Source organism: Solibacillus sp. FSL H8-0538, from assembly GCF_038003525.1.
In the GTDB taxonomy this organism is placed as follows: domain Bacteria; phylum Bacillota; class Bacilli; order Bacillales_A; family Planococcaceae; genus JBBOPI01.
The window spans coordinates 1,103,364-1,130,289 of the sequence record NZ_JBBOPI010000001.1 but is presented as its reverse complement, the minus strand read 5'-3'; the positions used below and the strand labels follow the sequence as shown (position 1 = coordinate 1,130,289).

Sequence of the window (26,926 nt, the reverse complement as noted above, 5' to 3'; positions counted from 1 at the left end):
ACAATCATTTTAAGTAAAAATATCCTCATTCACTAAAATATGTACTTCATACATCAATAATTACTATTTGAATCATTTTCATAAATATTATTTCCAAATAGGTTAGGGCTGCATGAGCTGAACAAACAACTAATTAAAAGTACGAAGAAACCAGTTCAATCTGTGGGATATATAGAGGCTACAATTACAAGTGAAATTTGCAAGTTTATGTTTGGGAGCTACTAAAATGAAGTAAATGGCTTATTATAGTACTAGGAAAAATCACCGCCATATACAATTTGAGGGCAAAAAAAGCACGTAACCTCCAATTATCTTATACTTAAGTTGTCAGACAAAAGTAAAGATTCGAGTCACGTGAATATGCATTGCAAATAATTTTACAAAGTTAAATAATCCATAAAATGCTGGTAATACATTGCAACGTTAAAACTGAAATGCATACTTTAGCTTTTAATTTATGTGCTTTATTTCACGATTTCCCTCTTTACGGTGCTATTTTTCAAAATCATGATGAGCAGAATAATGTTCCAGATAGGTTTATATGAATATAGGGACATAGACATGGCCATAATCATATATCCTATAAAACTGGCGCTAACAACGTACTCATCCATTTTTAAGGCCTTTTTGAAAAAAGTAAAATAAAAAATGAAAAGAACGAGCACGCCAATTACCCCGACTTCGACTAATGACTCGATCCATATATTATGACCAACACTTCCATTATAAGTGAAATTTCGAATTGTACCTGCTCCCCAACCAAATAACATATTGAAATTAGGTGAATCATTAAACTTATATATGATACTCTCCCAAATAGCCCCTCTACCTGCAGCACCATCTTGTACTGTGAAGGATGCATCAAATCTTTGTGTAATTGTTTGTGGCAAAAAACCTAAGACTGTATTAAAGAAAATAATGAATATAGATGTTACACTAATAATTAATACGATAGAAGAGAGTGTAAATTTTTTTGTTATCATCCAAATTAAACAATAAAAAATTAAAGAACCAAGGATTGCCAGTAGCCCTCCTCGGGAACCTGTTAATAGTACTAAAATTATAAATACGCTCATTTTTATAAATGAAAATATATATTTTTTTTTTATAAATTCCCCAAAATAATGGATAATTGGAAAGATAAAAAAACCACATAAATAATTAGGATCCTGGTAAACTCCATTTACAGAAACAGTAATTCTGCCTCCCATTAAGCTAGTATTAGAGTAAAAGAGCATTAAAAATAATGTAAGCCACCCACTTAAGACCATGGCCTTTTTTATAATGGTAATTTCGCTTTTATTGTAATGAAACATTGATAAAGTTAGTATGACCGCCATATTTAATCCAACTGTAATTATTCTTTGAGATGTACTTTCTAAGTCATACGTATAAAACATTGATATAATCAACATACCCACATATAAAATTATTACAAATAAAAAACGATCTAGTCGAATCTTCATATATTTCATATACAAAAAGCACCCAACTAAGGGCAGACAAATAAGAACTCTTGATAGCGAAACACCAGGGATTACTTGTAAAAAATCAAATGGAGCAAAAAAAAGATATACAGCTAACAACCAAGTTCTGATGCTTATTACAATATAATTATCATTCAAACGTTCGCTTTGATATATATTTTGCATAGTTGCTCCCCTTAAAATTCTTCTAAGTTATTACTTCCCACTCCAATAACTCTCACCGTTTTTATATATTAGTTCATATTTTTTCGCCATTTCTTTTGATGAAAATCGTTTTGATTCAACTTTTGCTGCAGTTCCCAACTTTTCTCTCAAACTACTGTTTCTAATCAATTTAAGTAATGCAGCTGCAATTTGCTCATGCTCCACATCAACTAATAATCCTGTTGCATTTTCCTCAATCATATCAGGAACCCCCCCGACTCTCGTAGCTACTATTGATAATCCTGTAGCCATAGCCTCAATTAGTGTAATGGGCATGCCTTCCCATTTTGACGGTAGCACAAATATATCCGCCTCATTTAAATACGGATAAACATTTGATTGTACTCCTAAAAATTCTACACAATTTTCTAATTCAAGTTCTATTACTAGATCCCTTATTGTCTTTTCCAACTCTCCTGAACCTATTAATGTTAATACGGCATTTGGAATATTCGTATGAATAATTTTAAATGCTTTAATTAAACCAACATGGTTCTTCTGCTCGGAGAATCGTCCTATATGAAGGATGTTAATTACACCTTTTTTAGCCTGGTATTCTTTCTTCTGAATACACCTTGTTAAATCTATACCGTTATAAACTAGTTCTACTTGATTTTCTGGGAATCTATATTCTAAGATTACTGTTTTTTTTATGATGGGACTAATCGCTACAGGTATCACCCTACAATATTTATAAAAAAAGTAGTTTATCTTTCTGGACATTTTCCCAACTTCTTTTTCTGCAATATTGTGTATCGTGTGAATTCTAGTTGGTACCTTCGCCAAGATTGCTGCCGGTATCACATAGGGCATTATATAACGGTGTGTATGGATCACATCTGGCTTTTCTTTCTTAAATAATTTATATAACCGAAAAAAAACCCTTATATCAAAGCCCTTTTTCTTATCCAAATAAAAAAGCGGTATTTTATGGTTTTCTAATCTTTCCGTAATGGCAGAATGAAAATCATAAAGGCTAACAATACTTATATCAAATCCATCTTCATACAATGCAACTGACAGGCTTTCAACCATGATTTCTGCACCAGCAAGCCCAAACTCCGGAATTATTTGCATTACCTTTGTTTTCTTATCCATATTTTATTCCTTCTCATTTTCAAGTAGTTTTTGCATAGCTTTTACAGTGAACGCTCTAAATCGATTAAGCGGTGTATTATTATAGATTGTCCATTTTTCAAGATATTCACTAAAGATATCTTCTCCTGTAATTTCATACATCACATTTAATTGGGCTATATGAAGTCTATGATAAAATGGACTTGTAATTATATGTTCAATGTTATATTTACTCCAATAGCCATTATCAAAATCATTCATGTGGTTTGCCAATGTTTGAATTGAACGATTATATATGTCAATAATATTTTTATCATCATTAACGATTTTAATATAATCGTATAACCCGAAGAGCGAAAATATCCATCCATTTAGTACTGTCGGTTTGTTTGTAAACTCTTGTAAAAAAATTTCGTTATTAGTATATTTGGTCGTTCCACCCTCTTCTAGAGGCTTAATTAAAAAACTTATTGCTCTTTTCGCTGCCAAAAGATACTTTTCATTGTTAAATTCCTTATAAGCTCTTACTAAGAGTGACACCCCTTCACCCTGTGCCATTGATGAATAAGGTGCTTCGGGTTGATTGAAATAGAAATTGTTCCATGACCCATCTGGATTTTGATTATCGACTGCCCAATCAACACAAATTTTAAATTTTTCTAAGAAAAGAGTTTCGTTTTCTAATAAATATAAATCATATGCACCTAAACCAAATTGGAAAATAGCGATCGGAAATAACACTTCTGAACCACTTTCTGTTATTAAGATCGGAAGTTTTACGTCGCTATAATATTGATCCTTCGTAACTTTTTCTGTTAAATCGTTATAATATCCTTTGACTTCTGAAAGGGAATATATTTTTCCAATACCCTGATGTACATGTTCAATGCTTCTACCTGTTAACATTCTAGTCCATCTCTTTATGTTATATATGCTTAAACCCATATACAATTAACCCTCTCATTTATAAATATTTTAAAAACTCCTTAATAACTGTTTCTGTAGAATACTGTTTTGCTTTTTTCAAACAGTTTATTTTCATGTTGTTAATTTTATTTGGATTTTCAAATATTTGGAGCAATAAATATTCTAGTTCCGAATTTTTCCTATAATCATAAATAATACCTGTTAGTTCATGAGAGATTATTTCATTAACAGAATCCCATTGAGAAGCTATTACTGGTACCCCAGCCGAATAAGCATCAATTATCGTACCAGGCACGCCTTCTGTTTTAAAGTGTGTTGGAAATAATAACGCAAAGTAATCTTTTAATACTTTGGAAGTCTTGTTATAGTCAACAACACCTTTATATACAATATACTCCGGAAATTTTTCACTTAGCCTTTCAAATCTCTCTACATAGCCAGGATCTATAGGCCCATAAATATCTAAAGAATATGCACTTTTTCCTAATGATTCATTAATTTTTATTACGGTTTTTATTGCATCTTCTATTCCTTTTTCCTCCATAACTCGCGAAAAAGTACAGAGTTTATAAGGTTCACCTATTGAATAAACGAGCTCGTTTTCATTAACAATTTCCAACCTTTTAAAATTAGGAAGAATTTTTATATTGTTTAATCCTTGTTCAACTAATCTTTCTAACATAGAATGCGTTTCTACATAAACTACAGTAAACTTTCCTACATGCCCCCTAAGTTTGATATTATTATCTACTATGCTTGGTAACCAGCCACCTATGACCATATAATAAAGTTTACGGCTAAAAATTTTATTCAATAGTACAAAGAATGGTACAAAGACTTTTACACCATTGTGAGCAGGTAAAACAATTATATTTTCGCAGTTTTTAATTAAAAAAAGGCATTCTTTAAATAAATTTATAGGGTTTTTTTTCCAACCGTGTGTATCGACAACTTTTACTTCTGTCGATCCAAATTCCTGTTTTAATTCTTCCGTTAAAATTTTTGTCTTTACTGTCTGACCGTCTAAAAATTCTTGTCCTCCCCCAAAGTGTCCGCAAATTCCAAATTTATACATTCTTTATAATCTCCAATAACTATAACCTTGATTTTCGAGCTCATTCTTATCTAAAATACTCTTGACGTCTATTATAATTTTTTCCTCGTTTGGTAACGCTCTAAATAGTCTGTCCATATCATCAACGTTCAATTTTTTAAATTCATCATGAGCTACTGAAAAAACAAGACAATCTGCATCATTTATTGAATCCAGAGGTACTAAATCAACTCCATAATGACGTTTTGCATCGATAGGAGATGCTTGTGGATCTACTATTACCGGCTTTATACCATATTCATTTAGGTGTTTCAAAATATCTTCTACTTTAGAATTCCTTGTATCAGAACAATTTTCCTTAAAGGTAATACCTAAAATAACTACTTTTGACTTTTTCACTTTTTTGTTCGCAAGAATTAATTTTTTTATAATAGCATTAGCAATATATTCTCCCATGCCATCATTTATCTTTCTACCAGATAAGATAATCTGCGAATGATATCCTAGTTTTTCCGCTTCATAAATAAAGTAGTAAGGATCTACCCCTATACAGTGACCACCTACTAACCCTGGATAAAACTTCAGTGCATTCCACTTCGTATTCATCGCCTCGATTACCTCATAGGTATCAACACCCATGCGATCAAAAACCATCGCAAGTTCATTCATGAAGGCAATATTAATATCACGTTGACTATTTTCAACTACTTTAGCTGCTTCCGCTACTTTGATTGATTTTGTTCGATGAACCCCAACCTCAACGACAAGCTCATAAACTTTCGCAATTTCTTCTAATGACTCTTTGTCCATGCCAGAAACAATCTTTTTAATGTTCTGTAATCGATATACTTTATCACCAGGATTAATGCGTTCTGGAGAGTACCCGACCTTAAAATCCACTCCACATTTTAGACCAGATTCTTTTTCAAGAATTGGGATACATACATCCTCTGTAACACCCGGATACACCGTAGATTCATATACTACAATCGATCCTTTACTAAGATTTTTTCCAATAATTTTACTAGCACCCTCAACTGGACTTAAATCCGGTGTCTTGTCCGCATTTACAGGTGTAGGGACAGCAACAATGTGAAACTTTGCCTCTTGAAGTTTTTTTTCATCATAAGTAAAATCTACTGTCGATTGTTTAATAGCTGTATCACCAACCTCATTTGTAGCGTCTATACCATTTTTATATTCCTCAATTTTCTGAATATTCAAATCAAAACCGATGACATCTACTTTCTTTGCGAAAGCAACAGCTAACGGCATTCCAACATACCCCAACCCAACGATCGAAATTTTTTCTTGTCTATTTATGATTTGATCATAAAGTGTCATGAATTCGCTCCTTATTGTCAGCATATGTTTTGTTTACTTCAATTAGATAATCAAGCATTTTGCTATAAGCCACATCACCGTTGTATTCTTGCTCATATAACTGTCGCGCATTTATAGAATGCTCAACTAACTTTTCACTATTATTAAAATAGTTTTTTATAATTTCCGCTAAGTTTGAGCCGTTATTATACTTATAGCCACAGTGATTCTCTTTCAATGCTTTTTCCATTGATCCTGAAACACTAACTAATACGGGTAAGCTGGCTGATAAATATTCTCCAAACTTATTCGGTGTATTTTGAGTATAATTCTTGCTATTAATGTATGGCGCGATTCCTAAGTTCGCGTTAGAAGCCATTGATGATATTTGTTCTTTTTCGATCCAACCTGGAAAAATCACATTGGATGATGTCCTATTATTAACATCATCCAGTTGGGGTCCAGTCCCACATAACACAAACTTAATACTGGGGCTATCTTTTAATAAATTACTTGCTTCAATAATACTTTCAAAATTAAATTGTTTTCCGAAATTACCAAAAAAAACGATAATAAAATCAGTAGTTTTAATTCCTAAATTCCCCCAATATTTATTAAAACTATGTTCATAGAGACTATAATTATAATTAGGATACGCAATAGGAAACGTTCTATCTAAAATTCCTTTTTCTCGACCTGCAAAACTCAAACCATACTCAAGAAATTTGTCCGACAAGCCTATTATTGAATAAGCCGCTGCCATGGTTTTACGTAGTATTATGCGACAGAATTCAACATACGGTTTCAACAAAAAATGTACCCTTTTCGGTAATACCTCATAGTAAATTTCTGGCCATAAATCCCTTACATCAACTATGACTGGCACTAAATTTTTGACACCATATTTCGTTGCAGCTGAAGAGACCTCTAATGGCTCCATTGAAGCAATAATAATATCTGGTTTTGATAAGCTATTCATTTTTTTATAGATTTTACGACCTGCAGCTTTATGCTGCATAATCCTTCTAAGTGAAATATTCTTTTTATACCCGCTTGTATATACTAAATGCATAATAAAATTGTCGTTAACAATAATATCTTTATCTTCTTTACACCTTTGTATTTTTTTATAGTGATCAAACGAGACAGTGAACCACTCAACAGAATGACCATTTTCAGAAATACAGTTCGCAAGATTTCCCATTCTTCTTAATCTTGTATTCTCACCATCAGTTGGGAGAGGTTCTCCAACTGAAACAATCCAAATTCTCACCGCATTAGCTCCCTATTTGAAATTTGATCAAGTTTTTAGCCATCTCACAATTATTTATTGCAGTAAACGCATCAATGGCTTGTGTAATAATAAATCCCACTCTATCTGAACTACTATTGATTTCACAAATATCATCTCCGACGTTCTTTACAAAGCTTATTTGTTGGACGCTAGCATTTTGCCTTGCTTGATCAACGCCACTTATGCTAATTAGTTTTCCATAATGCGTTTCAAAATATCTAATAGCAGAACCTAGGTTAATTTTGCTTTCCAGTTCAGGCTTCCGTCCTAATGCGATTTCAATACAACACTTCACCATATCAACTCCGGTTGAGAGTGGTACTAAATGAGTAGTAATATTATCACCACCAAGCCTTGCACCTATCTCCACAACTTTAGGGCCCTCGGTGGTTACTATTATTTCTGTATGAGAGGGACCTTCTTTTATGCCAAGTGCCATGACCGCAGCATTTGTTACTTCTTCGATTTGTTTTTTTATATTTTCTGATAAACAAGATGGCTGTGAATGACCCATTTCCACAAATCTTGGCGCACCTGTTGTCAATTTATCAGTAATTGCAATAATATGAACTTTTCCACCAACACTTAACGTTTCTACACTCACTTCTGCGCCAACCATATATTCTTCAACAACGATTTCACCACTGTTGGAAAACTTTTTGCTATATTCGAAAGCATATTCAACTAATTCTTGATCATTCATATCATTTATTAAAAATACTCCACGACTACCGGAGTTATCAGCAGGTTTTACAATACATTTCCCTCCGACTTGCTGAACGCTTTTTAAATATTCGTCATATCGATCTACTCTGTAAAACACGGGGATCGGAACATTGAATTCTTGTAAACACTCTCTCATAATTGCTTTATTGGTAGCCTTCAGTGCTGTCTCTTTACTAATGCCAATAATATTTAATTCTTCTGCTACTGCTGCTACAGTCCTCATTGGGAGATCGCTAGCAAGTGTCATCACCCCATCTATTTGGAAACGCTTGGCAGCTTCAACTACTTTAGGAATATCAGTAGTACTAATCTGAAGACTAACATCTGCATTGTTAAACCCAATAGCATTTTTATCCATATCAACTGCCACCACTTGTAGGCCCATCTCTTTAGCTTTTAAAATGGCTGGCAGTTGGAGTAAGCTAGCCCCTAATATCATGATCTTTTTCACTTACGCCGTCACCACTACTTGTTCTAAGACTTTACCGATATGCTTTATGTTATATACTCTGTAACCCTCTCTACTACCAATTAATTTATAACGGAATTTGTTTCTGTACTCATGAATTAATTTTTTCACTGGTAGTCTCCTCTTTACTTTTTTGGACAATGTAGATTTCGAGATCCTTAACTGGCATTGCACTTGACGTATCTGCATACGTATTCTCCTTTTTAAGAACGACTACTGCTGTCTTAAGGAGAATCTTACTATCTAGAGTAAATGAACAATTTTGAGCATAGTACACATCGTTCTTCATTTTCTCTTCACTATCAATGGAATTTCTATAATATGCTTGACTATATCCAGTAATACCTGGTCTGACTGTGAGAAAAATTCGCACATCCTCCGAATATCGATCAAGCCAATCGGGTGGATCTGGTCTAGGTCCTATAAGGCTCATATCACCTTTTAATATATTTATAATTTGTGGTAACTCATCCAGCGATGTTTCCCTCAAAAATTTCCCTACTTTTGTAACCCTCTGATCATCTACAGCATTATATGTGGAACCATCCGGTAACCTAATATCTGGTGCATCAATTGTCATAGAGCGGAATTTATACATTTTAAACAGCTTTCCGTCCTTTCCAATTCGCTTTGCATTATAAAAGATGGAACCTTTATCTGTTAATACTATAAATGGAGCCACAAAAATGAAGACTACCAGTAAAACTGGTAGACTAACAAAGGCAAAAAAGATATCTATATTACGCTTAATATACTTTTTATACAAATTCAATACCCCTTATAATTTCTAAAAGATTTTCCAACACATACTCCACATCCCCATCACTCAATAAAGTATGAAGTGGCAGTGTGATTTCATTCTTATAAACATTAAAGGCATTCGGATAATCCTTAATATCAAACCCAAGATTCATATATGCTGTTAACAAAGGTAATGGTTTATAATGCACATTACAAGTTACTCCAGCTTTCGCCATTCTCACAATTATGATATTCCTCTTATATTCGTCTATCCCAGGTATTCTAGCTAAATACAGATGCCCTGCAGAAGAAAAATTATCTCCATAATGCTGCAAGCTTTGGATACCTAATGGTGTAAGCGCCTTGTCATACATCTCTATAATTTCTTTACGTCTTTTTTTTAGAGCTTCAAATCGATTTAGTTGGATTAAACCCAAGCCAGCCATAATATCGGTCATATTACACTTGTAGGCTGGATAGATAATGTCATACTCCCAGGCACCTATTTGCGTTTTTGCCAGGGCATCCTTGGATTGGCCATGAAGGCTGTATAGCATATATTGTTTATAGAGCCATTCATCATCTAATTGAAGATCATTTCTCCAAACGACAGCTCCACCTTCTGCAGTTGTTAAATTCTTAACCGCATGAAAAGAGTAACAAGTAAAATCTGCAACTTGCCCACATTTCTTACCCTTTCTTTCAGCTCCAAATGCATGAGCAGCATCAGTCATAATAATTACTCTATTAAATAACGATTGAAGTTTATTTTTAGGTGTAAACAGTTCTTTTTTACTCTCTACTACTTCGTATAGCGCATCGTAATCGCACATCTTTCCAGCAATATCAATTGGAATAATAGCTTTCGTTTTTTCAGTTATTGCATTAGCAAGCTTCGAATAATCCATTTCAAAAGAATCTGTAGCTGTATCAACTAATACGATTTTTGCACCTACATGGTCAATAATTGAAGCAGTGGCTGTATAGGTATAGGCTGAAGTAATAACCTCATCTCCAGGTCCTATTCCTAAAATACGAAGAGTTAGCTCCATAGCCGCTGTTGCAGAATTTAGACAAACTGCCATGTTTGTACCAACATACTCGGCTATTCTTCTCTCGAACTCTTTTGTCTTTGGTCCAGTAGTAATCCAACCTGAATTCATAACGTTAACAACTTCAGCAATCTCTAAATCCGTAATATCCGGTGGAGAAAATTGGATATTTCTAACGTCAGCTTTTTTCAAACATCTCGCCTTTCTACATATAGTTATTATTAAAATGGAAACTAAACAAAGCTAATTTATTTGTACTGTTTTACTAGTGCTTCTTTTTGTTAAGGGAATAAGTTTTTCAAGCAATCGTTCTAGGTAAATGCGTTGTGCTAGTTACCCAGTTGCCGTTAGCGATATCAATTACTTTTTGTTTTATTTCTAATACATTAGTATCTTCTAGCTCTGCAAGGCAAGTCATCAAAAGAGTTTCATCCATACAATTGGCTTTTCCTACGTGGATTTTCGGATAGACATGTTCTTCCTGAATTTCTTCAGCATTGAGTAGCTCCTCATACATCTTTTCACCAGGACGTATACCAGAAAATTTAATGCCCACCTCATCTTCTGTAAATCCAGATAATCGAATCAGGTTTTTCGCTAAATCGACAATTTTTATTTGCTCACCCATATCCAACACGAACACTTCTCCCCCCTGGGCAAGTGCACCTGCCTGCAACACAAGTCTTGACGCTTCTGGAATGGTCATAAAATAGCGTGTCATTTCTGGATGGGTTACAGTGACCGGTCCTCCCGCCGCTATTTGCGCTTTAAATCTTGGCACTACGCTTCCACGTGAACCAAGCACATTGCCAAAACGTACGGCTGCAAAGTTCGTGTCGCTATTTCTCGCGATGTTTTGAATAATCATTTCTGCGATTCGTTTCGTTGCGCCCATTACGTTTGGTGGGTTTACCGCTTTATCTGTCGAAATCATCACAAAGTTGGATACGCCGAATGTATGTGCAGCTTCTGCTACGTTTTTAGTTCCAAAGATATTATTTTTTACTGCCTCTCTTGGGTTGTACTCCATCAGTGGGACATGCTTGTGTGCTGCTGCATGATAAATAACATCTGGCTGATATTGCTGTACAACTTCAAAAATTCGTTCTCGATCTTGGACGTCTGCAATGACTGGAACAAACTCAATATTTCTGTGTTCTGTTTTTTCGGATAATTCCATGTAAATTGTGTAAATGGAGTTTTCACCGTGCCCTAGTAGAATTACTTTATTGGGCTGAAATTGTGCTACTTGTCGGCATATTTCACCACCAATAGATCCACCCGCACCGGTTATGAGGATTACTTTATTTGTTAATTTATTGGCGATGGCTATCATATCAAGTTGGATTTCTTTACGACCAAGTAAGTCCTCAATATTAACCTCTTGCATGTCGTTTACCGAAACTTTACCTGTTATGACATCCTCAATTTTCGGCATTATTTTAATGGTTGCGGTAGTACTAGCACAAAGAGAATAAATTTCTCGAATGGCTAATTTACCAAGAGAGGGAATAGCTAAAATAATTTCATCAATTGCTTTCTCTTGAACAATTTGTGGGATTTCTTCTGTAGTGCCGCATACTTTAACGTCCATTAGTTTTAACTGTTGTTTGTTTCGATCATCATCGACAATAGCCACAACTTGATATTCTGGAAATGGATTTCGCTTAATACTTCGTACGAGCATTGTACCTGCTTCCCCAGCCCCAACTATTAACACACGTTTTAAATTATCCTGTGGTTTAAATGAAGTTCGATCATGCAAAAGCCGTAGAATAAAGCGGGAGCCACCTATTAGCACAATGTGTAATAGCCATGTAATAACCATTATCCTTAAGTAAATATCACCTTTTACTAAAAATTGAAGCCCACTTGCCACAATAATTGAAATTGTTACGGCATAACTGATTGTCAACAATTCCCTAACCGAAGCTACACTCCACATACGATTATACAAGTGGAAGAAATACGCCATAATATGATGGCTTATCAATAATGTAATCGAACTCATGACAATTAATGAATCGCCAGAAATATTGTAGGTAGGGTTCAATAACACATAACTCATAAAAATGGCTGATAACACGATTAGTGAATCAAGAATAAAGAATATTGTGTACCTTAATTTGTAGTTCACACGTGTTTCCCCTTCTTTCTACATCGTTTCTGTACAGTCTATTTTATACAGTGTATGAGTATTCATTTTTAAAAAAATTAGTTATCCTTTACCAATATAGTTAATGATTTGGCTATGCATGGGGTAAATATCCAATACTTTAGCTTGACTTATTTCATGCAAATAAAAAGAAATGAACCCAGTAAAACATAGGGCTCAATTCTTATTATCCAATCAAATTTCTAAATGATTTTTTAGCGTTTCTTGAATCTCTTCTAGCTCCTTTTCATCTGGTAAATAATAGTAAATCCCTTCCGTTTTAGTCCCTACACCATTATTTATATAGAGCTGTTCAATGGTATTAAAACTATTTCCATAGTGTTTTCTAATGTTAAGGAGATCATCGAACATAACGTTAATTTTTATATTTTCTTCCAAAGTTTTAAAAATCGTTTTATAGTTAAGCACCGTGTTAAACGATATACTTTTCTTTAATACTCCTTGAATAACTTGTTTTTGACGGTTTTGGCGTCCAAAATCACCCTCAGGATCCTCGTAACGCATTCGTACATATTTTAATGCCTTTTCGCCATCTAACGATAATTCACCAATTGGGAAATGCTCATCCTCAAAGTTAAACTCTAATGTATTATTTACAGTAATTCCCCCAACGATATCAACTATATCTGTAAAGCTTTCCATATTGACCTGCGCCACATAGTCTATAGGAATATCTAGTAAATTTTCGACGGTTTTCATGGCCATTTCAATTCCACCATAAGCATAGGCATGGTTAATTTTATCTTGAAAGTCCTTGCCAATAATTTTGGTATACGTATCACGTGGAATGCTGATCAATTTTGTAGAGTTTAAAGTAGGATTGACAGTCAATACAATGATCGTATCGGAACGTCCAACATCTCCATCCCGCTCGTCTACCCCTAAGATGAGCGCAGAAAACGGCTCCTTTTTAGTGATATCGACTACTTGTGTTCTTTTGGCAGGTAGTTCATCATTAAGTGGCGTATACATTTCTTCAGCAGTACTCTTCAAATCACTATACAGTTTAAAATAAATAGCAAAACCTATAACACATAGAATAAGTACCGTTATTGCAAGCCACTTCCATACTTTTTTCATCATGTCCTCCTCGGTACTAAATGTCCTATTTTTTTTGGGGGTCTAGTAAACGAAGGACTTATAAAGATTCCACCATTTCACTACCTCGATTTCCTCCGTTTCATGTATAATAAATGGCTTATTTTCTAGAATTCTCGCGTTATTTTCTAGTAACGTGTCCACTGCATCTAATTGTTTTTTCTTTTCTAAATAACAGAGGCCCGCGTCAAAAAGAAATGGACGTTTGGTTAAATTATGGACATCTGATCCATACGAATGAACTAAATTTGCTTTTACTAAATCCAGTGAGAGCTTTTGTATGTTCCTACCAAAAAGCCCCGCTAAACTCCCTGCTGTTATTTGTGCAAGTGCCCCTTCTCGGATTAGCTGCTCTAGGCGACTAGGTTTTTCTGCAATGGCTTTATTGCGTTCTGGATGCGCAATGATGGGCGTAATACCTTCCACCAATAACGCCTGAATCATACTTGTTGTATAATACGGTATCGTATGTGATGGTAATTCCAGCAATAAATAATTCGAATTTGCTAATGTGTGAATTTGTTTGGCTTTATAGAGTGACACAATTTTTTCAGATAACCGTACTTCATGTCCTACATGAAGCGTTAAAGGGATACTATTATTGGTGAGTTCATTTTGTAATATGTGCATTTGATTATTGACTACATTGTAATCCACATGATGCTGTGGATGATGACAATGTGACGTGGCAATTATATTTGTAATACCTTCTTTTACGGCTTGTTGAAACATCTTCATCGATTCGACCATCGTTTTTGGCCCATCATCAACATTCCACAATATATGGCTATGCATATCAATCATTCGTACACCACCCTATTTCCTGTTTCAAAACCCATTAATATGTAATACATGATATAATTAACAAAAATTTATAAATTAATACCGTCTTTTCTAAGTATATTTCTCAAATTTTATTAATAACACTTGAACTGACTGTCTCCCCATAGAAAAAAACACCTCTACGTTGATTTTTAGTGTCATACTCCAATTTCTCAACGAAAGATGTTTTATTTTTTTTATCCTCTATTAGATTGCAATAGCCTTTTAACGTTTTCATAAAAAATTTAAAAGTGTCTCGCATCACTTCCATAATTCAGAAAATTTTTCTTCCTCATATTGCGAATTTTGATTTTCAAAACGCCAAGCATCTCTACACATATCCTCAATATTCCTTTCCGTTTTCCACCCTAGTTCTTTTCCAACTTTCAACACATTTGCATATACTTCAGCTATATCACCATTTCTTCGCTCTATAAATTCATAGGGAATTTCCAAATTATTAACTCTTTCAAACGTTTTAATAATTTCTAGTACACTCGTCCCTTTACCCGTACCTAAATTATAAACTTGTACGCCGCTTTTTTGCTTTTCAATCGCCGCTACATGCCCTTTAGCTAAATCCATGACATGAATAAAATCACGAACGCCAGTACCATCGTTCGTAGGATAATCATTGCCAAAAATTTTTAACTTTTCCAGTTTCCCTTTAGCTACTTGAGTAATATAAGGCATTAAATTATTCGGTGTGCCATTGGGATTCTCTCCAATTAGTCCACTTTCATGGGCACCTATTGGATTAAAATACCTTAGCAATGTCACGCCTAAATTTGGATTGGCTTGAGAAGCATCATTTAAGATCTTTTCACACATCGCTTTCGTTTCACCATAAGGATTTGTTGTTGGTAATAATTTTTGAGACTCTACTAAAGGGGATTTGGCTGAACCATATACAGTGGCAGATGAACTAAAAACAAATCTTGGAATTTTATATTTTACAGCAAGCCTCGTTAAATTAATTGTAGTGTTCAAATTAACTCGATAATACTCTAAAGGATTTGAAACCGACTCTCCTACAGACTTTAATCCAGCGAAATGAATAATACCATCCACATTACCCTCATGAACTATTGTTTCTAAATGCTCATAATCTAAAATATCGCATTGATAAAATTGAAAATCACTAGTAGAAATGATTCGTAATTTCTCTAATGTTTCAATTTTACTGTTTATGAGATTGTCCACAATACTAATTGTATGGCCTGCTTCTAACAAAACTAAGCATGTATGGCTACCTATATAGCCAAGTCCACCTGAAACTAGAATATGCATGTTATTGTCCTTTCTAATATCATCTAGTAAATCATGAATTACCCATTTTCTTTGCATTATTATTACTTGATGTATTTCAAATTATGTGACTTCGACTATATTTATTACTAGTTCAATTTGTTATAGTTTGTCAAAGTAGTATCATAGAATTATAGTTTTGTTGGATTTTTTATAGGAAGTAGGGGAAAGAAGGACAAATATATGGCGTACTCCCCACAACAAGTTATTGATAATTAATTTTTTCCAAAGAAAAAACCTCTTTTGACAATTGTCAAAAGAGGTTTTTATTATTTCGCATATTCAACTGCACGAGTTTCACGGATTACTGTCACTTTAATATGACCAGGGTAGTCCAGTTCTTCCTCAATACGTTTGCGGATATCGCGTGCTAAGCGGTGTGAGGCAAGATCATCAATCTTTTCAGGTTGAACAATAATGCGGATTTCACGACCTGCTTGGATGGCAAATGATTTTTCAACACCGTCATAGCTTTCCGAAATTTCTTCAAGCTTCTCTAGTCGGCGAATGTAATTTTCTAATGTTTCGCTACGAGCACCTGGACGAGCTGCTGATAATGCATCCGCTGCAGCTACAAGTACTGCGATAACAGAAGTGGCTTCCGTATCTCCGTGGTGAGATGCGATCGAGTTAATAACAACTGGGTGTTCTTTATACTTCGTCGCAAGCTCAACGCCGATTTCAACGTGGCTTCCTTCTACTTCGTGGTCAATGGCTTTCCCAATATCATGCAGTAAACCTGCACGGCGAGCTAGCGTCACGTCTTCACCAAGCTCTGCAGCAAGTAAGCCCGCTAAGTGAGCTACCTCAACAGAGTGCTTCAGTACGTTTTGACCATAGCTTGTACGATATTTCATGCGACCAAGAATTTTCATTAAATCTGGGTGCAGGTTGTGAATGCCTACCTCAAATGTTGTTTGCTCTCCCGTTTCGCGGATTTGTTCATCCACTTCACGGCGAGATTTTTCAACCATTTCTTCAATACGCGCTGGGTGAATACGACCATCTTGTACTAATTTTTCAAGTGCAAGACGTGCTGTTTCACGACGAATTGGATCAAAGCCTGATAAAATAACTGCTTCTGGCGTATCATCAATAATTAAATCAATACCTGTCAGCGTTTCAAGTGTACGGATATTACGACCTTCTCGACCAATAATACGGCCTTTCATTTCATCATTTGGTAAGTTTACAACCGAAACCGTAGTTTCTGCAACATGATCAGCTGCAAAGCGTTGTAAGGCCAACGATAAAATTTCTCGTGCTTTTTTGTCAGAGTCTTCTTTCGCACGTGTTTCAGCTTCCTTCGTCATAACTGCGATATCTGTTGAAAGTTCATTTTCAACTTGCTTTAAAATGATGCCTTTCGCTTCTTCACGTGTTAAAGCTGCGATGCGTTCAAGTTCTGACTTTTGAGCCGCAACGAGTTCTTCCACTTTGCTTTCCATCTGTTCAATATGCTGTTGTCTTCCAGCTAGAGCTTCATCTTTACGCTCTAAGCTTGTCTCTCTCTTGTTCAGAGCATCATCCTTGCGATCAAGATTCTCTTCTCGTTGCAATAAACGGTTCTCTTGTTTCTGAAGTTCTCCACGACGTTCACGAATGTCATTTTCTGCTTCAGTACGAAATTTGTGAGTTTCATCTTTTGCTTCAAGTAGTGCTTCTTTTTTCAATGCATCTGCTTCACGCTTCGCCTCATCGACGATTGCCTGTGCAGTATGCTTTGCACCAGTCACCTTTGATTCATTCACTTGTTTCATGTAGAAATAGATAACAGCGACACCGACAGCGAATCCTAGCAAAGCGGGGATAATTGATTCCATCATATAATCCCTCCTACTTGCTTAATATGTCTGATGTTCTAGTTGGCGAATATGTTGAGGCATTCAACATAGTGCCTATTTCATTTCAAAATTTAGAAATTATACATTTTAATTGTATATTTCCATACTAGGTATGTCAAGGATTGCCGACGTTTCAGCCTTTTCATCATAATGATTTTGCTAACTTTTCTGAAACAACTAAAAAAGTCGTGATTTTTCAGCTTATCCAATATTAGGTATTACAACTTTTCTCCTATAAATCCGTTTAAAGAATTTCAAGTTGCAATTGTTTTTCCCATCATGTGAAATTTCCCATAATACAGAATAATTTTTTTAGAGGCGTTTGTGCGTTATCTTTACTGAGCCTAGAGGAAGCAGTTCCTTAAATTAAACTTTGTTAATTAATATAGCCTAAATAAAATAAATCCAGTGAGCACGGGCTCACTGGATTTATTTTTTATTCGTCAGCTAATAATGAAGCTAATTCTGAATCAATCTCTTCATCTTCATCATGTGCACCAACCGTATAGGCAATTGAACCAAGTCCATATGATTCACGAATTTTATTGGCAATTTCATCACGAATCGCAGGGTTTTCTTTTAAGAATTGCTTTGCATTTTCACGACCTTGTCCTAATCGTTCCTCATTGTACGCATACCAAGAACCTGATTTTTGTACGATGTCTTGTTCTGCACCTAAGTCAACGATTTCGCCTTCTTTTGAAATCCCTTCACCATACATAATATCTACTTCAGCCGTACGGAATGGTGGAGCTACTTTATTTTTTACTACTTTAATTTTTGTTCTATTTCCGACCATTTCAGTCCCTTGCTTAATTGTTTCAGCACGACGAACTTCTAATCGTACAGAAGAATAGAATTTAAGCGCACGACCACCAGGAGTCGTTTCAGGATTACCGAACATTACACCAATTTTTTCACGAACTTGGTTAATGAAAATCGCTAATGTATTTGATTTGTTAATAACACCTGAAAGCTTACGTAGGGCTTGTGACATTAATCGAGCCTGTAAGCCCATATGAGAGTCGCCCATTTCGCCTTCGATCTCTGCTTTTGGTACTAATGCTGCTACTGAGTCAATAACTAAAATGTCGATTGCACCACTGCGTACTAATGCTTCAGCGATTTCTAGTGCTTGCTCACCTGTATCTGGCTGAGAAAGTAATAGTTCATCAATATTTACACCTAGTTTTTGAGCATATACTGGGTCCAATGCATGCTCTGCATCGATGAATGCTGCTGTTCCACCATTTGCTTGTATTTCTGCAATAGCATGTAGGGCCACAGTTGTTTTACCTGATGATTCTGGTCCATAGATTTCAACAATACGACCACGTGGATAACCACCAACCCCTAACGCTGCATCAAGAGCTAATGAACCTGATGAAGAAGTTGAAATTCGACGGTCACTTTGTTCACCAAGCTTCATAATCGAACCTTTACCGAATTGTTTTTCAATTTGTTTTAACGCCATATCTAAGGCTGCTTTACGATCGCTCAAAATATTTCCTCCTTAAGAAATTACTCTGTTTTGGTATGTCTCTATTATACTTCTTATTGAGACGATATTCAAGAAAAAAGCGAACATATTTTCGGTTTTTGGCCAAAAGAAAAATTTGAGCCCTTTTTACAAGCTCAAATTCCATAATTTCGGGCGTTTATTATTTACCCTCTTTATCGTTTTTTATAGCCTTTTTGCACAAGTTTTCTCATTAAGAAGCTATACGTGAACTTAACTGCACGCAGTCTATTTGTATTCCGAGCACTAGACAGCTGTAAACGATACGTAACAGGCTCTTCTTGGCCAATACTAAGTGCCACCCATATTGTACCAGGTGGCTGGTTATCATGCGCTTCTGGACCTGCTGCACCGGTTAAGCCAATCCCAATGTGCGTACCAAACTTTTCACGTACATTAAAAGCCATTGCTGCTGCGCATTCGCTACTAACGACACCAAATTCGGTTAATAATTGCTCCGAAATACCAAGCTGTTCGATTTTCGTTTGTTCGGCATAAGTAACAACACCGCCTACTAATGTGCCGCTAGCACCTGGAATTTCTGCTAGTTCTGATTGAAATAACCCTGCAGTTAAGCTTTCAGCAGCCGCAATTGTTAAGCCGTTATCTAATAACATTTCTACCATTTTAGAAGCGAGTGAATCATCGTCAACACCGTATTGGTACTCACCAACGATTGCTAATATTTCCGCCTTCTTCTCGCCAATTAAGCGCCACGCCTCATCTTCATCCTGTGCCTTCGCTGTAATACGTAGCATCACTTCACCGTCTGAAGCTAATGGGGCCACAGTCGGATTCGTTTGGGTGTCCAAAATAGCTTGTACGCGCTCTTCTAGTTCTGCTTCACCAATGCCATAAAAGCGGAGTACATGCGACACAATTACTGCCCCGTCCGTTAAGCGAGCCGCAAGCTTTGGCTTCGCTTCGAATTGAAACATCGGATTCAGTTCTTTTGGTGGACCTGGTAAGAGAATATAAATACGCTCTTCTTGTTCAAACAACATACCTGGTGCCATCCCGTGACGATTCGCTAATACTTCACAGCCGTCTAGTACTAGGGCTTGCTTACGATTATTGTCTGTCATTGGACGTTTATGTCGTGCAAAAAAATCTTCTATTAAAATCATTGCATCAGCATCACTCGTTAACTCAACTCCGAGATGCGCCGCGATCGTTTCCTTCGTTAAATCATCCTTTGTTGGACCTAAACCGCCTGAAAAAATAATTAAATCTGCACGGGATTCTGCAAGCTTAATGACTTCCACTAAGCGATCTCGATTATCTCCAACGACCGTATGATAAAACACATTAATTCCTAGCTCTGAAAGCTGACTCGAAATAAACTTTGCATTTGTATTCGCAATTTGTCCAAGTAGTAGCTCAGAGCCGACAGCAATAATCTCCGCATTCATTCTCTAAAACCCCTTTTATTTCGAATCAAGCAACACTCGGCGATTTAAATAGAAATAATCCCATCCTGACCAAACTGTAAAGAATAAAGCAGCATATAACGCAATCATATCGAACGGAATACCAAATAATTCAAAAATTGTATTGTGTAATAACAAGGCCGAAATCGCAACAATCTGTGCCCATGTTTTTATTTTTCCTAATTGATTGGCCGCAACGACTTCGCCTTCTCCAGCGAGAATTAAACGAAGACCTGTTACCGCGAATTCACGGCTAATAATAATGATGACAATCCAAGCTGGTGCCATCCCAAGCTCTACTAATAAAATTAATGCCGCAGATACAAGTAACTTATCTGCTAATGGATCTAAAAACTTGCCGAAATTTGTTACTAAGTTGTACTTACGCGCATAAAAACCGTCCACCCAGTCTGTTACAGAGGCAATGATAAAAATCATCGCACCAACAAAATGATGGACGGGCATTTCTGCACCGAATAGCTCCATTGTTCCCCAACCAAAATCAAACATAATTACAATCATAAAAAATGGGATTAAACAAATACGTGAGACTGTAATCTTATTTGGAATATTCATTTGTTAACACCTTTCATTGAAAGAAAATAGCCATCTACTAAGATGACTATTGCTCCTCTTTAACTAATTTTAAAATAATATTTTGTGCTGCAAGGTCTTGTGTATATTGTAATTCCACATCATTCACAAATACTTTTGCTACTTTCGAGTTTCCTAAACGAATACGGGCATAACCGTCCGCTGTTGAATCATTTTCCACAACAGTACCAGTACTATATACTTTTGCCTCTATTTGTTCAGCTCGTGCTTCGTTACGAATCCCAACCCAAGTTTCACCAGCTACTTCTACTCGGATGCTTAAAGTTTCAGTACCTGTTACTTCATAAGTTGTCGTTTCACCGTCGATTACACCTGCACTAATAGTTTGCTCTACAACCGGCTCTTCTACGATTGGTTCTTCAACGATATCTTCCTCTTTGTCCTCATCAACGCTTGGTACTTGCTCATTAGTTGTAGGCTTTTGCGCATACTCAATTGGTGCCGATGCATCGTCAATAATATCCGGAGAATTGTTTGCCTTCTGTAAATATAAAGCCCAAATAACTACAATAATGACGATAATAAATAGTGCCACAATAAATTTAGGCATTACTTCCATCATTTTACTTGACGAAGTAGAATTCATCTTTCTACGATTCGGACTTTGCGTAAAGGATTGTGCAACTTCTTCTTTTTGAGCACCAGGCACATCTTTTTGGTATTCAGCAAGTAATGCATCCGGCTCAAGCCCTACCGCTTCCGCATACTGCTTAATAAATGCGCGCACGTAAAATGAACCAGGCATGATGGAATAGTTGCCTTCTTCAATGCCGACTAAATAGCGCTTTTGAATTTTCGTAATTTCTTGCAAATCGTCTAAGCTATAGCCTTTAGCTAATCTAGCTTCTTTCAGGCGAGCGCCTAATTCTGTCAACAAAAACACCTACTTTTATTAAAAATTAAATTCACCGAATCCTCCAAAGTTGTCGGACTGTGACATCATATTATTTTTCTCAATGATTTCATATGTGATTTCTTCATCGGGATGGTGGCGAAGCTCAATAATATAATCAAAATCCTCAATTTTATATTGAGAATGTTGTACGAACATATCAGGATGCTCAATGACTTTAATCGTTGGCATGCTCATCATCTCGCGCACGAGTTGTTGATGGCGCTCATCATTTGAACGCCGTGTTACAATACCGTCTAAAATAAATATATTATTGCCATGAAATTCATCACCAATAAGCGTGTTGCGAACCGTTTGTTTAATCATAGTGGATGAAATGAAAATCCATTTCTTATTTGCACAAACACTTGCTGCAACAATGGATTCCGTTTTCCCTACACGCGGCATACCACGAATACCAATTAATTTATTACCTTCTTTTTTGAATAACTCGGCCATAAAATCAACTAAAATACCCAGTTCATCGCGTACGAAGCGGAACGTATTTTTCTCGTCGGCGTCACGAGGAATATAATGTCCGTGTCGAACGGCTAACCTGTCGCGTAATTTAGGAATGCGGAACTTTGTTACATTTATGTTTTCCATCGTAGATACGATGGAAATAAAACGCTCAATTGAATCTTCGTTTTTTGCTTGAAGAAGCATACCCCGTCTTCCTTCATCAACGCCATTAATTGAGACAATATTGACCCGAAGCATACCAAGTAGTGAAGCAATATCCCCTAATAACCCAGGACGATTCACCTGAATTTCGTACTCAAAATACCATTCGCCCATCCCAAATCCGTCCCCTCATCATAGAAACGTAAAAATAACTTTATAAGTTCCATCATAGCTGATTTTATATGTATTGAAAAGTTCGAAACGGCGGTTTTTCTGCGATATCTTAAATTTTATTATATTTAAATTTTATTTTTATAAAAATTACCAATTTTATTCCATAACATGACAAGAAGAGGATGTCTCACAAGGGCATTGAGACACCCTCTTTTTTTTGCTTCATAGGACTTGGCCGACAGACATAATGTTTTAAATCAATACTTTGTCGAGTAGCACAATTGCGCCAGAAGTGAAAATTCCACTCTTGGCGCAACCATTTCTCTTAATGAGTATTTTTATTTTGAACAAGTTTGACGATGCAGCTAGCTATCGCATGTTTTTCATCATTTTCTGCAACAGCCCATAAATCAGATAGCACTCGCTCTTGTTCATTTTGAGGATCTACGTTATTTGCTAAATACTCACCAATTTGAACAGCCATAGTTTCAATGACTTTCTTCGGCATGCCACTTTCTTTTGCATCACCAACTTGCTGACCTAAAAAAGATGTCCATCGTTCCCAATTTTGCAGAATACCCATCATAATCTCCTCCTTTGCACTTTAGTATGTGCAAAAAAAGAAATTATATGTACCAACCACCATTAACACGAATTATTTGGCCTGTTACGTAATCGGCCTGACCGCTCATATAAAAGGACACCATGTTAGCAACGTCAGAAGTTTGCCCCAGCTTTTGTAACGGGATATCCTCGATAATCGCTCGGCGTTCTTCCTTTGCTAACTGACTATTCATCCCTGTTTCAATAAAACCCGGTGCAATTACATTGACGCGGATACCGCTATACGCAGCCTCCTGTGCATAGGCTTTCACAAAACTATGTTGCGCACCCTTTACTGCAGAATAGACTGTTTCGCCCGCAGCGCCAACTTCACCCCAAATGGAACCAATCCAGAGTATATAGCTCGTGTCGTTTGCACGAAGTTTACTTGCGACAAGTGCCGTTACGCGCATAGGATTTTGAACATGAACGCGCCAAAGTTTCTCCATCTCAACGGCCGGCGTTGATTCCAGTAAACCATAATACGCATGACCATGAGCAAAAATCACTGCTTGTAAAGAAAAAATTTGTGAAGTGAGTTGCTCGGCTCCTTCTGCCGCATGAAAGTTTGCTTGCACGGCTAAAAACTCCTGTTCTGGAAAACGATGCGTCAATCGATCAACAAGCACCGCCACTTTACTTGTACCTGAAGAATAATGCAAATAAAGTGACCAACCATCTTGGGCTAATTTTTCACAAATCGCTTTCCCAATAGCGCCAGAAGCCCCGCACACTAATGCAAATTTCTTCATTATACCTCGCGCTCGTTTACTGGAAGTACTTTAAAGACAGTTTGTTGCTCTTGCCCTTGAATTGTTTGGAATGCTTCTGTAATATCTTTAACCGTTAACTTTTCAAGGGTCGGTACAGCGTCAAATAAATTCATATCATTGAATTTATAACGTGTAAACTGGTTGGCGATAAACTCCATCGAATTAAGCGCTCGTAAGAAAAACCCGATTTTTTTTCGTTTAATACGTTCTACATCTTCTTCGGTGAATACTACTTCCTGCTTTGCCTGATCGAGCCTGTCTTTTATTGTACGTACTAATGCATCCGGATTTGATGAATCTGAGCCGATTAATGCGAAGCCAAAGCCTTTTTCTAGTGAGAAATCATACGTATACGATTCGTCGATTAAGCCTTGCTCGTAAATGTCTGTATAAAAGCTCGATGCACGACCAAATAAGCATTCTAACGCTATTTGGACCGCTAACTCATGCTTTAACATCGTCTCGCCACTAAGTGAAGTTTCTTTCGCCTTCAAGCCAACATATACTTTTGGTTTTTGTACATCCATATGCAGCACTTTTTCTTTCACTGCGACGGTTGTTGGTTCCTCATCAAATAAACGGGTTAACTCTGTTGGTTCAGGGAATTGTTTTTTGCTTTGATCATTTTCAATGAAAGCCATCATCTCTACTGGGTCTACAGCGCCGATAACGAATAAGAGCATATTCGATGGGTGATAGAACGTATTGTAGCAAGTATATAAGTGCTCTGCTGTAATCCCATCTATTGACTTCACAGTACCAGCGATATCAATTTTTACTGGATGATTATGATACATATTTTCAATTGCACCAAAATACAAACGCCAATCCGGCTGATCATCATACATCGTAATTTCCTGACCAATAATGCCCTTTTCCTTATTTACCGTTTCTTCTGTAAAATAAGGTTCTTGCACGAAATTCAGTAATGTTTCCGTACTTTTATAAAGATGGTCCGTTGCTGAAAATAAATACGCCGTGCGTGTAAAGGATGTGAATGCATTTGCCTGTGCACCAACCTCACTAAACTTTTGGAACACATCACCGTCTTCTTTTTCAAACATTTTATGCTCTAAAAAGTGTGCGATGCCGTCTGGAACTGTAATCGCTTCTGACCCGCCAATTGGTACAAATGATCGATCAACGGAACCATATTTCGTTGTGAACGTTACAAATGTTTTAGAGAAGCCTTTTTTTGGTAAAATGTAAACATCCAAGCCGTTATCTAGCTGTTTATAATAAAGCGTTTCATCTAATTGTTTAAATTCAATCGTTTTCACGAATTAGTCCTCCTTGCCGCATAAGAAATAAGTTGCTTCTAGCTCTAGCTGTTTCGCCATTTGTTGCACATCTTCCTTCTTTACATCTTGCCAGCGCTTCGTCCAAAGTTCGACTGTAAATTGTTCGTTTAAACCTTTATATTGATCAAAAATTTCGATTTGTCCTCGAGCAGAGTCTAATGCCTCTTTTAACTGGTTTATGAGCATCGCTTTTGTTTGTGTTAGCTCTAAATCGGTAATTTCACCATTTTGTATGGACATTAACTGTTCGCCAATTACTTCGATTGCTTTATTTTCATTCGCCGGCTCAATGCCAGATACAACAAAAACAAGACCGTATTGAGATGCATACGAGCTTGATGCATAGTAGGCTAGGCTTTCGCGCTCGCGTACATTCATAAATATTTTTGAGTGTGCATAACCCCCAAAAATCCCATTGAAAATTTGCATTTTTGGGAAATCCTCATGACCAAATGTAACCGATGTGCTATAGCCCATATGAAGTTTCCCTTGCTTCATTTCTTGTTGTTCTTTTGTATAAGATTGTTCTGGTTTTTCTGTAGCAGTTAATGTCTGCTTCTCAAAGCCATCGCGGTCTTTAAATGGTAGTGCCTGCTTCAGTTTCGCCGTCATGTCCTCCACATCTACATCCCCAACTACATAAATGTCAATAATATCGTCATTTATCATTGAGTAATAAGCTTCTGTTAATGATTGTGGTGTTATTTGCTGCACCGTTTCAATCGTACCATTTGCTGAAATTGAAGCAGGATGGTTAGGACGTAGAATGTTTGTTAAACGCTGCTGTGCGTAACGTGCTTTATCATCAAAAATCGACTGGATACGTTGGACAACCATATCTTTTTCACGTTCAACAATTGAAGGAACAAATACGCCTTGCTCAAAATTCGGTTTGAAGATGGCCGTTTGAAGCAGTTCGAGCACTTCATTTAATACGTTACCATGTGCTAAATATTGATCATTTACTGCTTCTGCATTTAATAAAAGTGTATGCTCATTTCCACGCTTAGACGTGTCAAAATAAAGCACTGTTCCAAATAAATCATCTAAATAGCTACGGTATGCTGCTGAAGTTTTGAAACGTTCATTACTATGCTGTAATACATTTGACAATACTGTTCGTTCTGCTGCATCCTTTGTCGTCAAAGGCTTTCTCCACTTTATTGAGAAATTCACCGTTTTAAATTGTGTCGTTTGTCTTATATGTAGCGAAACACCTTTCGCTAATTGTGTCGTTAAAAACAAAAAAACTCCTCCTGACTCCCTAAGTAATACTTCACTTACTTCTACTATACATGCGTAGCTTATGTTTATGCAAAGTTATTATGTATAGCAGTATTACGAAAATAATTTTTTACATTTACATACTCGGTATTCATTCCCTTAAACCAAA

23 protein-coding genes are annotated in these 26,926 nt (G+C 36.2%); all 23 read right to left on the bottom strand.

Annotated features, from left to right (window positions below; all coding sequences use genetic code 11):
• Positions 1 to 464: 464 nt before the first annotated feature.
• A complete protein-coding gene (locus tag MHH87_RS05175) occupies positions 465 to 1,652 on the bottom strand; it encodes an O-antigen ligase family protein (protein WP_340748262.1) in 1,188 nt (395 codons plus the stop codon).
• Between the two features lie 30 nt (positions 1,653 to 1,682).
• Positions 1,683 to 2,789, bottom strand: coding sequence for a glycosyltransferase (locus tag MHH87_RS05170; protein WP_340748261.1), 1,107 nt, complete (start codon positions 2,787 to 2,789; stop codon positions 1,683 to 1,685).
• Positions 2,790 to 2,792: 3 nt separating this feature from the next.
• A complete protein-coding gene (locus MHH87_RS05165) occupies positions 2,793 to 3,674 on the bottom strand; it encodes a D-glucuronyl C5-epimerase family protein (RefSeq protein WP_340748260.1) in 882 nt (293 codons plus the stop codon).
• Between the two features lie 58 nt (positions 3,675 to 3,732).
• The gene (locus tag MHH87_RS05160) at positions 3,733 to 4,770 is read right to left on the bottom strand and encodes a glycosyltransferase family 4 protein (protein WP_340748259.1); all 1,038 of its coding nucleotides are present in this window, start codon (positions 4,768 to 4,770) and stop codon (positions 3,733 to 3,735) included.
• 3 nt (positions 4,771 to 4,773) lie between these two features.
• The gene (locus tag MHH87_RS05155; RefSeq protein WP_340748258.1) at positions 4,774 to 6,093 is read right to left on the bottom strand and encodes a nucleotide sugar dehydrogenase; all 1,320 of its coding nucleotides are present in this window, start codon (positions 6,091 to 6,093) and stop codon (positions 4,774 to 4,776) included.
• Positions 6,080 to 7,345 (bottom strand): glycosyltransferase family 4 protein, encoded by a 1,266-nt coding sequence (locus MHH87_RS05150; protein WP_340748257.1) that lies wholly within the window; start codon positions 7,343 to 7,345, stop codon positions 6,080 to 6,082. Before MHH87_RS05150 ends, MHH87_RS05155 begins: the two co-directional genes overlap by 14 nt.
• A gap of 4 nt (positions 7,346 to 7,349) precedes the next feature.
• Positions 7,350 to 8,543, bottom strand: a complete 1,194-nt coding sequence (locus tag MHH87_RS05145) for an ATP-grasp domain-containing protein (RefSeq protein ID WP_340748256.1) — start codon at positions 8,541 to 8,543, stop codon at positions 7,350 to 7,352.
• Positions 8,544 to 8,652: 109 nt separating this feature from the next.
• Positions 8,653 to 9,327 (bottom strand): sugar transferase, encoded by a 675-nt coding sequence (locus tag MHH87_RS05140; RefSeq protein WP_340748255.1) that lies wholly within the window; start codon positions 9,325 to 9,327, stop codon positions 8,653 to 8,655.
• The gene (locus MHH87_RS05135; RefSeq protein ID WP_340748254.1) at positions 9,320 to 10,546 is read right to left on the bottom strand and encodes a DegT/DnrJ/EryC1/StrS family aminotransferase; all 1,227 of its coding nucleotides are present in this window, start codon (positions 10,544 to 10,546) and stop codon (positions 9,320 to 9,322) included. The genes MHH87_RS05140 and MHH87_RS05135 overlap by 8 nt, the downstream gene beginning before the upstream one ends.
• 106 nt (positions 10,547 to 10,652) lie before the next feature.
• Positions 10,653 to 12,491 carry a polysaccharide biosynthesis protein gene (locus MHH87_RS05130; protein WP_340748253.1) on the bottom strand — a complete coding sequence of 613 codons (1,839 nt, stop codon included), beginning with the start codon at positions 12,489 to 12,491 and terminating at the stop codon, positions 10,653 to 10,655.
• A 213-nt stretch (positions 12,492 to 12,704) separates the two neighbouring features.
• On the bottom strand, positions 12,705 to 13,610 hold the full coding sequence (locus MHH87_RS05125) for an LCP family glycopolymer transferase (protein WP_340748252.1): 906 nt from the start codon (positions 13,608 to 13,610) through the stop codon (positions 12,705 to 12,707).
• A gap of 42 nt (positions 13,611 to 13,652) precedes the next feature.
• Positions 13,653 to 14,432: a tyrosine-protein phosphatase gene (locus MHH87_RS05120; RefSeq protein ID WP_340748251.1), complete on the bottom strand. Its 780-nt coding sequence runs from the start codon at positions 14,430 to 14,432 to the stop codon at positions 13,653 to 13,655.
• Positions 14,433 to 14,711: 279 nt separating this feature from the next.
• A complete protein-coding gene (gene galE / locus MHH87_RS05115; RefSeq protein WP_340748250.1) occupies positions 14,712 to 15,740 on the bottom strand; it encodes a UDP-glucose 4-epimerase GalE in 1,029 nt (342 codons plus the stop codon).
• 287 nt (positions 15,741 to 16,027) lie between these two features.
• Complete coding sequence (gene rny, locus MHH87_RS05110; protein WP_340750885.1) at positions 16,028 to 17,581, bottom strand: ribonuclease Y; 1,554 nt, start codon at positions 17,579 to 17,581, stop codon at positions 16,028 to 16,030.
• Between the two features lie 457 nt (positions 17,582 to 18,038).
• Positions 18,039 to 19,103: a recombinase RecA gene (recA, locus tag MHH87_RS05105; RefSeq protein WP_340748249.1), complete on the bottom strand. Its 1,065-nt coding sequence runs from the start codon at positions 19,101 to 19,103 to the stop codon at positions 18,039 to 18,041.
• Positions 19,104 to 19,276: 173 nt separating this feature from the next.
• Positions 19,277 to 20,533, bottom strand: a complete 1,257-nt coding sequence (locus tag MHH87_RS05100; RefSeq protein WP_340748248.1) for a competence/damage-inducible protein A — start codon at positions 20,531 to 20,533, stop codon at positions 19,277 to 19,279.
• A gap of 15 nt (positions 20,534 to 20,548) precedes the next feature.
• Positions 20,549 to 21,127 carry a CDP-diacylglycerol--glycerol-3-phosphate 3-phosphatidyltransferase gene (gene pgsA / locus MHH87_RS05095; protein ID WP_340748247.1) on the bottom strand — a complete coding sequence of 193 codons (579 nt, stop codon included), beginning with the start codon at positions 21,125 to 21,127 and terminating at the stop codon, positions 20,549 to 20,551.
• 46 nt (positions 21,128 to 21,173) lie between these two features.
• Positions 21,174 to 22,049 carry a helix-turn-helix domain-containing protein gene (locus MHH87_RS05090; RefSeq protein ID WP_340748246.1) on the bottom strand — a complete coding sequence of 292 codons (876 nt, stop codon included), beginning with the start codon at positions 22,047 to 22,049 and terminating at the stop codon, positions 21,174 to 21,176.
• A gap of 9 nt (positions 22,050 to 22,058) precedes the next feature.
• Positions 22,059 to 22,856, bottom strand: a complete 798-nt coding sequence (locus MHH87_RS05085; protein ID WP_340748245.1) for a DUF3388 domain-containing protein — start codon at positions 22,854 to 22,856, stop codon at positions 22,059 to 22,061.
• Positions 22,857 to 23,181: 325 nt separating this feature from the next.
• A complete protein-coding gene (locus MHH87_RS05080) occupies positions 23,182 to 23,439 on the bottom strand; it encodes a DUF3243 domain-containing protein (protein WP_340748244.1) in 258 nt (85 codons plus the stop codon).
• Positions 23,440 to 23,482: 43 nt separating this feature from the next.
• On the bottom strand, positions 23,483 to 24,211 hold the full coding sequence (ymfI, locus tag MHH87_RS05075; protein WP_340748243.1) for an elongation factor P 5-aminopentanone reductase: 729 nt from the start codon (positions 24,209 to 24,211) through the stop codon (positions 23,483 to 23,485).
• Positions 24,211 to 25,512, bottom strand: coding sequence for an EF-P 5-aminopentanol modification-associated protein YfmH (yfmH, locus tag MHH87_RS05070; protein WP_340748242.1), 1,302 nt, complete (start codon positions 25,510 to 25,512; stop codon positions 24,211 to 24,213). Before yfmH ends, ymfI begins: the two co-directional genes overlap by 1 nt.
• 3 nt (positions 25,513 to 25,515) lie before the next feature.
• Positions 25,516 to 26,778, bottom strand: a complete 1,263-nt coding sequence (gene yfmF / locus MHH87_RS05065; RefSeq protein WP_340748241.1) for an EF-P 5-aminopentanol modification-associated protein YfmF — start codon at positions 26,776 to 26,778, stop codon at positions 25,516 to 25,518.
• Positions 26,779 to 26,926: the final 148 nt, after the last annotated feature.